This is a genomic window from Leeuwenhoekiella polynyae (assembly GCF_004104075.1).
Classification (GTDB): Bacteria; Bacteroidota; Bacteroidia; order Flavobacteriales; family Flavobacteriaceae; genus Leeuwenhoekiella; species Leeuwenhoekiella polynyae.
The window spans coordinates 53084-66129 of the sequence record NZ_QOVK01000012.1; the positions used below are offsets into that span (position 1 = coordinate 53084).

At 35.6% G+C, this 13046-nt stretch carries 11 protein-coding genes; 4 read left to right on the plus strand and 7 right to left on the minus strand.

Translation table 11 applies throughout. The features are described from left to right. Positions 1 to 42 precede the first annotated feature (42 nt). Positions 43 to 2451, plus strand: a complete 2409-nt coding sequence (locus tag DSM02_RS12915) for a TonB-dependent receptor (protein ID WP_128766038.1) — start codon at positions 43 to 45, stop codon at positions 2449 to 2451. Positions 2452 to 2468: 17 nt separating this feature from the next. Next, a complete protein-coding gene (locus tag DSM02_RS12920) occupies positions 2469 to 3056 on the plus strand; it encodes a type 1 periplasmic binding fold superfamily protein (RefSeq protein ID WP_128766039.1) in 588 nt (195 codons plus the stop codon). Positions 3057 to 3173: 117 nt separating this feature from the next. Here DSM02_RS12920 and DSM02_RS12925 read toward each other — a convergent pair whose 3' ends face one another. From DSM02_RS12925 to DSM02_RS12935, 3 genes are all read right to left on the minus strand, one after another. Further along, the gene (locus DSM02_RS12925; protein ID WP_028375116.1) at positions 3174 to 4040 is read right to left on the minus strand and encodes a sigma-70 family RNA polymerase sigma factor; all 867 of its coding nucleotides are present in this window, start codon (positions 4038 to 4040) and stop codon (positions 3174 to 3176) included. 132 nt (positions 4041 to 4172) lie between these two features. Next, positions 4173 to 6680 carry a transglycosylase domain-containing protein gene (locus DSM02_RS12930; protein ID WP_128766040.1) on the minus strand — a complete coding sequence of 836 codons (2508 nt, stop codon included), beginning with the start codon at positions 6678 to 6680 and terminating at the stop codon, positions 4173 to 4175. Positions 6681 to 7053: 373 nt separating this feature from the next. Continuing rightward, positions 7054 to 8865 (minus strand): SLC13 family permease, encoded by a 1812-nt coding sequence (locus DSM02_RS12935; RefSeq protein ID WP_128766041.1) that lies wholly within the window; start codon positions 8863 to 8865, stop codon positions 7054 to 7056. 136 nt (positions 8866 to 9001) lie between these two features. Here DSM02_RS12935 and DSM02_RS12940 point away from each other — a divergent pair, with 136 nt between their 5' ends. Both DSM02_RS12940 and DSM02_RS12945 read left to right on the plus strand, forming a co-directional pair. Beyond that, on the plus strand, positions 9002 to 9583 hold the full coding sequence (locus DSM02_RS12940; RefSeq protein ID WP_128766042.1) for a Crp/Fnr family transcriptional regulator: 582 nt from the start codon (positions 9002 to 9004) through the stop codon (positions 9581 to 9583). Positions 9584 to 9682: 99 nt separating this feature from the next. After that, positions 9683 to 10426, plus strand: coding sequence for an SDR family oxidoreductase (locus tag DSM02_RS12945; protein ID WP_128766043.1), 744 nt, complete (start codon positions 9683 to 9685; stop codon positions 10424 to 10426). Between the two features lie 101 nt (positions 10427 to 10527). Here DSM02_RS12945 and DSM02_RS12950 read toward each other — a convergent pair whose 3' ends face one another. The 4 genes from DSM02_RS12950 to DSM02_RS12965 all read right to left on the minus strand — a co-directional run bounded on the left by DSM02_RS12950 (position 10528) and on the right by DSM02_RS12965 (position 12952). Continuing rightward, positions 10528 to 10902, minus strand: coding sequence for a hypothetical protein (locus DSM02_RS12950; protein ID WP_128766044.1), 375 nt, complete (start codon positions 10900 to 10902; stop codon positions 10528 to 10530). 1 nt (position 10903) lies between these two features. After that, positions 10904 to 11350 carry a hypothetical protein gene (locus DSM02_RS12955; protein ID WP_128766045.1) on the minus strand — a complete coding sequence of 149 codons (447 nt, stop codon included), beginning with the start codon at positions 11348 to 11350 and terminating at the stop codon, positions 10904 to 10906. A gap of 150 nt (positions 11351 to 11500) precedes the next feature. Beyond that, positions 11501 to 12340: an OmpA/MotB family protein gene (locus DSM02_RS12960; RefSeq protein WP_128766046.1), complete on the minus strand. Its 840-nt coding sequence runs from the start codon at positions 12338 to 12340 to the stop codon at positions 11501 to 11503. A gap of 162 nt (positions 12341 to 12502) precedes the next feature. Further along, on the minus strand, positions 12503 to 12952 hold the full coding sequence (locus DSM02_RS12965) for an FKBP-type peptidyl-prolyl cis-trans isomerase (protein ID WP_128766047.1): 450 nt from the start codon (positions 12950 to 12952) through the stop codon (positions 12503 to 12505). Positions 12953 to 13046 lie beyond the last annotated feature (94 nt).

The window sequence follows — 13046 nt, forward strand, 5'->3', positions numbered from 1 at the left end:
TAAACTGATAATCATCCTGTAAAAGGATACAATTTTTCAAATATGAAATTTTTCAGTTTGATGCTTATGCTGTTTCTGGGGATTCAGCTTCAGGCTCAACAATGTAATTATAGCATTAGCGGTGTCGTGCGTGATTTTCACGATGGGGATGCATTAGTAAATTCTACCCTTAGTGTAAATGGCTATGAGATTTATGCGTTATCTGATTTTGATGGAAATTATAAATTAGAAGGTTTATGTGTGGGGACCTACACGATTACAATTACTCATCCCGAGTGTGAAGTAGCAGAATTTACGGTAGAAGTTACTAAGAATGTCACACGCGATTTTAAATTAGAGCATCATACCGAAGAACTGAATGCTGTTACTGTTCAGGGGGAAAATGCCAATAAGGGTTCGGTGTCTAGTGTTTCAACTACTTTACATTCCGAAACTTTAGAGCAATACAGCAATGCCAGTTTAGGGGATGCGCTACGGGAAGTTCCCGGAGTTTCCTCGCTAAATACCGGAAGCACGGTTGTAAAACCTGTTATCAACGGTTTACACAGCAGTAGGGTCTTAATTATAAACAATGGTACAAGAATGGAAGATCAAGAATGGGGTGTTGAGCACGCTCCAAATCTTGATATTAATGCTGCAGGAAATGTTACAGTTGTAAAGGGCGCTAGCGCATTACGCTATGGCGGAGATGCCGTTGGTGGAGTAATTGTTACAAACGCGCCGAAAGCTCCAATAAAAGATACATTATACGGTAAAACTATTTTAAGCGGTGCGAGCAACGGAAGAAGTATAGGACTAACCACCAGTCTACTGAAAGCTTATAAAAGCGGATTTTATGTTCAAGGTCAAGGTACTGCTAAATATGCGGGCGATTTACGTGCTCCTGATTATGTACTAACCAACACAGGCTTGAGAGAACGCGACTTTTCAGTGGGATTCGGACTGAACAAATTCACTTACGGATTTGATGCTTACTATAGCTTCTACAATTCAGAAATTGGTATTTTAAGAGCCAGTCATATAGGTAATTTGAGCGATTTGATTCGTGCGATAAATAATGGAGAACCCAATTATGTGCGTGATTTCACCTATGATATCAACGCTCCTAAACAAGATGTTTCTCATCATTTAGCTAAACTCAGCTTTTACAAACGCTTTGAAAATGCCGGAAAGCTCAATCTGGATTACTCTTTTCAGCAAAATAACCGAAAGGAGTTTGATATTCGCCGAGGTGATGACAGGGATAAACCTTCATTAGACTTAAGATTAACGACTCATACTTTGGCATCTAACTTTCTTTATGATGCGGCAACAGATTTTAAAGCCAACTTTGGTGCAGAAGTTTCCTATCAAGAAAATTTTCCAGATCCCAATACCGGAATTAGAAGACTGATTCCTGATTATGAGATGTACACTGCAGGCGTGTATGCTACCGCCGACGTGGATCTGTCGCCAGAATGGCGCTTAGATGGTGGAATTAGATATGATTTTATGCAGGTAGATGCACAAAAATATTATTTAAACAGCAGCTGGGAAAGTCGGGGATATGAAGAGGAATATGGAGATCTGGTGGTTAGCCGATCAGATAGTCAGCTGCTCGTGAATCCTGTTTTTGATTACCATAATTTTTCCGGGACTGTAGGCGCTCGATATCGAATAAAACCAAACTGGGATTTAAAATTGAACTTGAGCAGTGCCTCTAGAGCTCCTAATCCAGCGGAACTTTTTAGTGATGGTTTGCATCATTCTGCGGCGATTATTGAACTCGGTGACTTAAGACTAAATCAAGAACAATCTTACAAAGCCAGTGTTGAATTTACCGGTCAAATCGAAGGTTTAAGCTTTGGGATCAACCCATATTACAACCATATTAATGATTTTATCATTATGGAACCAAGTGGATTGCAGTATACGAATAGAGGAGCTTTTCCTGTATATCAATACGGTCAAGTTGATGCGCGATTGTTTGGGGTTGACTTGCGAGCCGCTTATATTTTTAATGAAAATTTTGACCTACAAACGGTATTCGCTTACGTAAATGGAGAAGACCTAGATCGTAATCGCCCATTAATTGATATGCCGGCACCTAACGTAAATACCAAGTTTGGATTTCAAAAACCTGAGTGGAATAATCTCAAATTAGGCTTACGCAATCAGAGTGTTTTAATGCAAACTCGTTTTCCAGATAATGACTTTAAGGTTACTTATATCAACGATGCCGGCGAGCAAACTACTGAAAGGGTAGAAGTAAGCCGAACACCAGAAGCATACAGCTTATTTCATTTAACATCATCCGTTGATTTTGATGTATTTAAACAATCTACATTAACCGTAGGCTTTTATGTAGATAATATATTAAACACCGCCTATCGTGATTACCTAAATCGCCAGCGCTATTTTGCTGATGATCTAGGACGAAACTTTAGAATTCAATTAAAATTTAATTATTAACCCCTAATTTTTTATTTATGAAAGCAACTAAATTATTTGCAATGGCTCTTGTAGCCGTAATTGGTCTTAACTCGTGTTCTTCTGACGATGATAACACGCCTGAAGAAATCAATGAAGAGGAAGTGATCACCACGATCACCGTAACCCTTGTACCACAAACCGGAGAAACTGTTACCTTAGAATCAAGAGATCTTGATGGAGATGGTCCTGATGAACCCGTGATCACTGTTTCTGGATCTTTACAAGCCGGAATGCTTTACAATGGAAGCGTATTATTAGAAAATGAAACTGAAACTCCAGCCGAAGTAATCAATGAAGAAATTCAAGAAGAAGCAGATGAGCATCAGTTTTTCTACCAAGCTTCTTCTGGCTTAAATGCTGATTTTGCTTACACCGATTCAGAAAACACGTATCTCAATAACGACGTTTCTAATCCTGTTGGTTTAACCTTTAACTTACAAGCAGGTACTGCTTCATCTGGGATATTCACCATTACTTTAAGACACCAGCCTTCAAAAGATGCAGAAGGTGTTAGTGAAGGTGATATAACTAATGCAGCCGGGGAAACAGATGTTCAGGAAAGCTTTGATATCGTGATTGAATAGTTTAAGACCATTAAACAATAAACTACTTTATGGGTTTACCCTGTGGTGGTTTAAAAAAAAAAGCGCTGCAATTTAATTGCAGCGCTTTTTTTATTTTCACTTTTAGGAGGTAAACTCTTATCCTAGATAAGTTTTAAGCACTTTACTTCTAGAAGTGTGACGCAATCTTCTAATTCCCTTTTCACGTATCTGACGCACACGCTCACGGCTTAAATCAAACATTTCACCTATTTCCTGAAGGGTATGAGGTTGCTCACCACCTAAGCCATAGTTTAATTTGATTACATCAGACTCACGAGGAGACAATGTTTCTAAAGCACGCTCAATCTCAGTTCCTAAAGATTCCTGCATCAAATCTGCATCAGGATTAGGAGACTCCCCAGATTTTAGAACATCATAAAGATTAGAATCGTTCTCACCTTCTTTAAAGGGTGCATCCATAGAAAGGTTACGACCAGAATTCTTCATAGCTAACTTTACTTTAGCTACAGTCATATCCAGTTCTTTTGCAATCTCATCTGCAGACGGTGGACGTTCTAAACTTTGTTCCAAATAAGAAAAGGCTTTGTTGATCTTGCTTATTGTACCAATTTTATTTAGAGGTAAACGCACCGTTCTTGAATGCTCTGAAATAGCCTGAAGAATAGATTGACGAATCCACCACACAGCATAAGAGATAAACTTAAAACCACGTGTTTCATCAAAACGCTTTGCCGCTTTAACAAGACCTACATTTCCTTCGTTGATCAAATCAGGTAATTTTAAACCCTGATTTTGATATTGTTTTGCAACAGATACCACAAAACGCAAATTAGCCTTCGTTAATCGTTCTAAAGCAATCTGATCGCCTTCACGAATACGTTGTGCCAACTCGACCTCCTCATCAGCGGTAATCATATCGAGTTTACTTACATCTTGTAAATAGGTGTTTAAAGATTTTGATTCCCGATTGGTTACCTGCTTGGTGATTTTGAGTTGTCTCATATGAAATTTATTTTTTTTAAGTAAATAGGATGTATTATAACATGGATAAATGTAAAATCAAATTAAAATGCACTCTTTATGATAACTTTAGCATTTATCTATGTTTTTTTTAATTATATGACAAGAACCAACCTAATTATCCTCATCGTTTTTCTTTTTCCTTTTTAAGAACGAAAAGAATCCTTTTCTAGTATCTTCTTCCTCGTCTTGATTAACCTCTTCGCTTGGTAATGGCTCTTCTTCTGTTTTTATGATAGAACCATTATTATCCAGATAAACCTTTTTTCTGAATTTTTGCTCTTCTTTACTAAATATAGACTCAAAAAATTGACGCACTTGTGAAGTACTGTCTTTTACAATAGGAGGGCAGTTAAGTGCATCAGCAACTTCAGAAGAAGGCGCCTTAAACCGCTGTTTGGTTAAAGAAGCATAGGTCGTGTCATTATTAAGACGTTGCATAAACTTTGCATAAATTGGCAAAGCCGAATTTGCACCAGCACCTAAACCTGTACTACTAAAACCTATTCTATAATCGTCGTTTCCTACCCAGGTCACTGCTACCATATAAGGAGTAATCCCTACGAACCAACCATCTTTGTTATCCTGAGTGGTTCCGGTCTTTCCTGCAATATCGTTTTTAAGCTTATATGTATACCTTAGTCGGGTTGCGGTCCCTTCACTTACAGTCCCACGCATCATTTCTATCATTGCTTGCCTTGTAAAATTACGCATTACAGATTTTTCTGATGTCTCTGGCGTGAAATCTGCAATAGTTTTACCTGTACGGTCCACAATCTTAGTGATATAGAAAGGCTTCATTGGTTTACCTCCATTTACAAATGAAGTATAAGCAGAAGCCAGATCGCGCATTTTTATTTGTGCTGTTCCTAAAGCAAGTGAAGGTACTTGAGGTAATTTTGAAGGAATCCCCATTTTATGAGCTTGATTGATAACTTTACCAATGCCTACATCTAGCAAAACTTTTACAGCAACGGTGTTAACCGAATTACTCAAAGCTCCTTTTAAAGAATATTGTAAATCTTCACCCTCACCACCTGAATTTGATGGTGACCATTCTTTATTGTTGAAATAGTAAAGTTCTTGTTCTCCACTGTAATAAGTACACGGATCAACTCCTTGTTCTAATGCAGTTGTGTAAACAAATGGTTTAAAAGTAGATCCTACCATACGCTCACTTTGACTCACATGATCGTATTTGAAATTTTCAAAATCAATACCTCCAATATAGGCTAATACGCCACCAGTCTCAGGATCAAGAGCTACAAAACCACAATTGAGTAATGATAGGTAGTGTGCTAAGCTATCTTTAACCGAAATTGATTGTATTGTTTCATCGCTATTCCAGTCAAATATTTTTCGATTTTTTTTAAAATTGAGAGAGTCTTCAAGTGCCTCACCAGAAATACTATCTTTTGTCAATTTTTGATAATAGGGTAGTTTCTCTAAGCTAGGTTCTAAAATTGATTTGCGTTTCCAAGGAGCATAATTTCCATATGCTTTTTCATATTGAGTTTGCAAAGCGGCCATATGCTCACGCATTCCGGCCTCTGCATATTCTTGCATTTGCTTATCTAACGTAGTATGTATAATCAACCCATCCTGATAGAGGTCATAAGCGCTTCCGTCTGCTTTAGAATAATTTTTAAGAAGTTTTTTAGCCTCTTTACGTATAAGTTCTCTAAAATAGGGCGCTATGCCTAAATCTGTTCTTTGCTGATAACTCAAAACGATCGTATCTCGCTCCATGCCAATAGTATCCTGAGGTTTTAGATACTTATACCGAAGCATTTGGTTGATTACCACATCTCTTCGTTTTCTAGCACGGTCAGGATGTACACGCGGGTTATAGCTGTTATTTGCTTTTAGAGAACCAACTAATATTGCCGCTTCGTTTAAGGTTAAAAGTTCTGTGTTTTTATTGAAAAATTTCTGACTAGCACTCTCTATTCCATACGTGTTATCAGGAAACGGAACAGTGTTGAGATAGAGATTTATTATTTCGTCTTTAGTGTAAACTTCTTCAATACGCTGTGCAACTATGAACTCTTTAAATTTTGAAACAATAAGATTGAAAGTTCCTCCGCCGGGTCTTCCGTAGATATTTTTAACTAACTGTTGCGTGAGCGTACTACCACCTCCTGAAGACTCATTTTGCATAAGAAGTGTTTTGAAGAATACACGCATTAAACTTAGTTTGTCAACACCATCGTGTTTGTAAAAACGAGCATCTTCGGTAGCTATTAATGCATCTTTTAAATGTGATGGAATTTCATCAAAACCTACTGGTCTACGATCAAAAATATAATATTTGCCTATGTTCTTTCCGTTGCGATCAACAAGCTGTGTAGCTAGCGATTGCTCTAAATGTGTAAGTTCATACTTAGAAGGAAGATCTCCCCAAACTCCCATATAAATACTCAGAAAGAATATTGAAAATATAAAGAACAAAGACCCTATAACGAGTAAAGGATAACGAACCCATTTTCTTTTTATAGCACTGTGAAATTTTAAAGCAGCAAATCTAAAACTGATTTCTAGATACTTTAAAACCTTTGTAAAAAGTGTAAAAGCTTTGTTTTTAAAAGAAGTGATATTCTTATTTTCTAAGGGGTTCTTCATAAAAGAACAAATGTAATGGTAATCTTTAAAGCTATCTACAGTGGTTTACATTACTTTAACAACTATTTTTTGATTTTAGTGTAACAAAATTTGGACTGGTCCGTCTTCTTTATATAACATCAATCAAGAAGTTCTTTAAAATTCAGATTTTGTATAAAACTAATTGTCGGCTCTGTTGGCGAGATGTTTTAGAACGTGTTAGGCTTGCTTCTTTTTATTAAGGAAAAGAGCTCAATAATAGGAAGCTGATTTTTCAAGATACAATCAAATCAATCACAAACGGGCAGTTATCTGATTCTTTTAGATAGCTGCTTTTTTAGTGGCATAACCAAAAGGGTTTAATATTCTGAGGTGTTCCCCAGGTTAGTTTACTTTACAAAAGTGTGGCAAGTAGAAGCGTACCGGCAACACAAAGAATGATTGAGAGAATTCCACCTATAATAAAAAAGTGTTTGAATTTGTAAATACCCAGACTGTAAATCAAGGTGTTAGTCTGATAACCTACCGGAGTAAAAAAACTAAAATTCGCTGCAAACATAACTGCGAGTATAAAAGGTTTTGCAGAAAGATCTAAGCCACTAGCAACTGTAATAGCAATTGGGGTCATAATTACCGCTGTAGCATTATTTGAAATACTGCCACTTAAAACCATCGTTATTAAGAATAAAGCCCCCAATACAAATAAATTATCCTTCCCCTCAAAAAGCATAAGCAAATGCTCAGATAGCCAAATATCTGCTCCGCTGTTTGTCATTGCAACTCCTAATGGAATCATACCGGCCAATAAGAAAAAAATCTGCCAGTCAACTTTGTGATAAATTTTATTCATCTCCAAGCTATTAGTTACTAATAACAAAGCAATGCCGGTAAGCGAACTAGCCAAAATACTTAAAATACCTGACGCTGCCAGACCTATAACCGTCAATAAAATAGCAAGTGTTATATACTTTCTGGTCTTGTTTTTAGGTTCAAAGGGTTCATGTGTTCTAAGAATTACAATACCTTCTAAATTCTCTAAAGTATTGAGTTCTGCCTGAGTTATTTCTAATAGAATTCGATCCCCTGGTTTTATGCGAATCTGATCTAAATCTTTACGAATTAGGCGTTCTCGTGTGTTGCGAATATTTTTTCGTTTTTTAATCGCTACGGGCAGTGCTCCTTCAAGCTTAAAACGCTTTAAACTGTTAAGCGTATTTCCTATAAAAGTAGATCCCGGCAAAATTAAAACTTCCACTAAATGGATTTCAGATTCTGGATTCTCTTCTCCATTCTCTTCCTCATTCTCTTTTGATTGTTCAGTATTTTTCTTTGAGAGTCCTTCTTCGGCAGAAATTTGTTCTACCGTTTCTAGATCTGCCATGACCACTAAGCGGTCCCCTTGAGCTAAGGTGATGTATTTTCCGGGAGCATTTGTAACGTCACTACCGCGAATGAGTTTCAACAGTGTTACATTAGGTGTATTTAAAAATGAAATATTTTTTATTGACTTACTTATTAGGGGAGAATCATCATTAATAGTTAAGGTAGTGATGAGTTCATCAAGCTTATAATCTGACTCTAAACTTTCAGAAGCATTTTTAGCAGGTAAAAAGCGAGAAGCACTAGTTATTACTACAATACCTATAACAAGAAAAATACATCCAAAAAAAGCAAATTCAAAAAAGCCAAGCTTTTCAACTCCGCGGTTTTGAGCTATAGAATTTACAATGAGGTTTGTAGAAGTACCCATTAGTGTGCAACTACCTCCTAAAATACCTGCGAATGAAACCGGCAACAACAATTTTCCGGCAGCAATCCCATAACGTTCTGCCAATTGAAAGATGATCTTTATAAAGATAATTACAACTGCTGTTGTACTTATAAATGCTGAAATACCTGCAGTTATAAACATAAAAACAGGAATGAGCAGGAGTAGAGGGAGTATGCTTAAACGCTGTAATCCCTTAGCAAACCAAGCTATTACACCGTTATCTTCTAGCGCAACTGCTATAATCATTAAAGCTAAAACGGTTATTGTTGCCGAATTGGAAAAACCACTTATACCTTCTTCTGGACTAACTAAACCTAATAGGATTAAAGAAACCACAATAAACATTGCAATCTTGTCAACCGGAAAGAGTTCGGTCACAAAAAAGAAAATTGTTAAACCGAGGATGATGAAAACTTCAATGATTGCAATATCCATAAAATTAGGCTGATATTTTTTAAGCTAAATTTATAATGAAACTTAAAATCATTTTGCCAAATATTACTTAAACAATACACAATCAAAATAGGTTATAAGTAGAATTGATATTTTTGAATTTATCTAACTTTAGTTTATGTATGAATCTATACGGTCTCACGTAGAAGAAATTATTCAGATCTCTGATTTAGAATTTGAAGAGTTTAAGAGTATTCTAGCTCCGCAACGCTTGCGAAAAAAAGAGTTTCTCATCCAGCCCGGTTCGTTTGTAGATACAGAATATTATGTTGTAAAAGGTTGTGTAGAAGCCTTTCATACTTCAGAAGCTGGAGAACAATCTGTGGTACAGTTTGCCATTGAAGATTGGTGGATAAGTGATTTTTCGGCTTTTTTTAATGAAACACCAGCACGATTGAGCGTTAGTTGTTTAGAAGATTCTTTGGTTTTAGGATTGAAGAAAAATAATCTGGAAGAGCTGTATAAACGAATACCAAATTTTGAGCGATTTTTCAGGATCAAGACAACCAGAGCATTTATAAGTTTAACAGCTCGTGTACAAGCGGGATTAGAAAAAAACAGTAAACAACGGTATTTAGATTTTTGTAAAACTTATTCTAATATAGAAAAGCGGGTACCTAATTATAGAATCGCGAGTTATCTAGGTATCAAACCAGAATCGTTGAGTAGGATTAGAAAAGAGCTTTCAGTACTTGATTAACACTGATTAACATCATTTGAGGCATATTAACAGGTGCAACTAACATAGGTCAACTTCTGCTAGCTGTTGAGTTTTATAGTTTTGTAAAAAACAAAATTTATGAAACTAAAAAATAAAACCATAATTGTTACAGGAGCTTCAAGCGGAATAGGAGAAGCTACCGCTAAAACTTTAGCTAAAGCCGGAGCAAATCTAGTAATCACTGCCAGAAGAACTGATCGATTAAATGAATTGAAAGCATCAATAGAAAAAGCCGGGGGTAGAGCTTTAGTAGTTACTGCAGACGTTACCAGTAAAAAAGATTGGAAAAAAGTAATTGACGAAACACACAAAACTTTTGGTAAAGTTGACTCCCTTGTAAATAATGCGGGTCTAATGCCTCTTTCATTTGTTGAAAATTTGAAAACGGATGAGTGGGATAAAATGGTAGATGTTAATATTAAGGGTGTTCTTAATGGTGTCGCTAGTGTAATTCCAGATATGAAAGAAACAAAATCTGGTCACATTATTAACATATCATCTGTTGCTGGTAGAAAAATTATGCCAGCAGGAGCTGTTTATTGTGCCACAAAATATGCTGTTAGAGCATTAAGTGAAGGGATTCGTTTAGAAATGGGACCTAAGTATAATACTAAAGTTACTGCTATTGAGCCCGGATTTGTAGATACAGAATTGACTAATACGATCACAGATGAAGATGTACAAGAGATGATGTCTCAGTTTGAAGACCTTACTCCATTACAGGCACAAGACATTGCAGACTCAATCTATTATGCTTTAACGCAACCTGAGCACAGCAGTGTAAATGAAATTTTAATACGTCCGACTAATCAGGATTTATAATATTGAGACTAAATTTTATGCTAAAAAAAGCTTCCGGTTTCTGGAAGCTTTTTTAGTATAGCTATAAGTGAGCAAATAGCAATCTATATAATTTAATGCTTTTAGCAAATAAAAGCAATATTTAGAAGTCCCAAGATACCCAGAATTAAAGCGATGATTCCTATAATTACTTTATATGGATTCAGAAAAGCAGCCGACTTGTTAAAGAAGTCTTGAAGAGACTGGCTGTTTTCAAACGAACCACCTAGCAATGATAATCCTGCCAGAATACCTATTATATCTCTAAACGTACAGAACGGTCTGAATAAAAACCAAATACCTATAAGTAAACATATTCCGCCTATAACGGCTGCAAAAGGTTTAAGCGTGTTTGCAGCTTTTGCAAAAATCTGAGTGCTGCCATCCCATTTATCTAGCGCAGTAATCCCTAGTAAAATACCTGCGCATATAAGTGCAAGTTCAAAGAGTATAACCATATTAGTTTTCTTTTAGTTTCTTAAAGTCAGTAACATGAACAAGGTCTTCTTGTTCATGAATAAAATTAACTGCTTCAAGTAAACTTTCAAAAGAAAATATCTCGCCTTTATAAAAAAGACGTTCCATAATTAAATTGTGTATGGCTGTTTTGCGATGAATAACAACTGCGAATATATTTAAGAGATCATATTGATTTAAGTACGTAAGCCAATCTTGAGGCTTTATAGAGTAATCATTAATTCGATTTGATATATAGTTTATTTTTTGATGTTTTTTTTTATAGAATTGTTTACAAGCTTTAATGACTTCACAAGCTTTATTCCACTCAAAAATTTCGCCTTCATATATTTCTGAAATTATATAGTCATCAAAAAAATAGAATACTCCAAAATCAAACTTGTGTTCTTCTCTTATAAGATTAGATAGGTAGGTATCTCTCACTTTCATATTTCAAACTTTTTGATTAATAGAAGTAGGGCATATCTTAAAGTTAGACATTAAGACAGAGCATAAAAATCTTTTTGCTTACTTATTCGTTTTATTAAACAAAAAAAGCCACACAATGGCGGCTTTTTACAAGTAGAAAAAAATATAATATTAGTCAGTACTACCTACAAGCGATAAAAACTTATCAAGATTAGGTAGAATTACAATACGGGTACGTCTATTTTTAGCTCTGTCTTCTTTAGTTGCGTTATCAACTAGAGGTAAATAACTACTACGTCCTGCAGCAATTAATTTTTTAGGATCTACATTATAATTATCCTGTAACTCTCTAATTATAGCTGTAGAACGTTGTACACTAAGTTCCCAATTATCTTTGATATAAGCTCCAGATTTTACAGTTTGATCATCTGTATGACCTTCAACCATTACTTCTATAGCTGGTTCAGAATTGATAACGTCAGCAAGACGCTTTAATAAGTTATCAGCTTTATTACTCACTCTGTAGCTTCCGCTGTTAAATAATAATTTATCTGAAACATTGATCATCACAACAGTCTCATCAATATCAACCTGAATATCATCATCTGAAGACACGCTGGCATCCAGATTTTTCTTCAAATTATAAGATATTGCAAGATTCATAGAATCTTCAAGACTTTTAGCTTGTGCTAATTGGCTCTGGTCTGCATTTTTTAAAGTAGCGCGCATTTTGTCTTTGGTACGTTCAGACATTACAGCAAGATTCTCTACAAGATCTAATTTTTGATAATTATCGTCTCTCAATGAATTTATCTTACTGTTGTAGTCTGCAACACGGTTTTCAATAGCGCTGTATTTCGCTTCTAATTCTTCTTTTTCTACTTGTGTTTTGGTAAGCGAAACCCGAGTATCATCATATTTGGTTTCAAGTTCTGTGTATTTCTTTTTAGACACACATGATACGGTAAGTATGGTCGCTCCTAATAGGGCAACCGTATTAAATGTTCTCATTATATTCATAAATTTAGTTAGACACTTATAACAAGTGTTATTTCAATTTATTTTTTTGAGAATCCTATAATTTTGTTAATACAGATTAAATGTTTTACGATTAGGTATAAAAAAAGTCCGTAAACACTAGGTTTACGGACTGTATACAAATAATTCAGTTTCTTATTTTATCGCAACCACTTCTAGGTCAAAAACTAGATCTTGACCCGCTAATGGATGGTTTGCATCGATAACGATACTCTCGTTACGTACTTCTGCTACACGAAGTTGACGCTCACTACCATCAGGGTTTTTAGCCACAAGACCCATACCTACTTGAGGATCTATTTCTGATGGTAATTCAGCTTTAGGAACCTCTTGAAACAGATCTTTTCTTACTTCTCCATAAGCTTCACCTTCAGGAATAGTTACTGTTTTTTTCTCAGTAACCTTCATATCAATAAGTCCGTTCTCAAAACCTGGGATGATTTGTCCCTGACCTAGTTGAAACTCTAAAGGCTCCTTATCTACAGAGCTGTCAAAGATTTGACCGTTGGTTAATTTACCGGTGTAATGTACCTGCACCGTATCGTTATTTTTTACTTTACGTGTATTTTTTTCCTGTGTTTCCATAGGTGACAAGCTAAAAAACAGGTCGAGTAATACCTAGCTATTTATGTTAAAATGTAAATTTTTAGGACATCAAAAAAGAAAAGCATCAAAACCT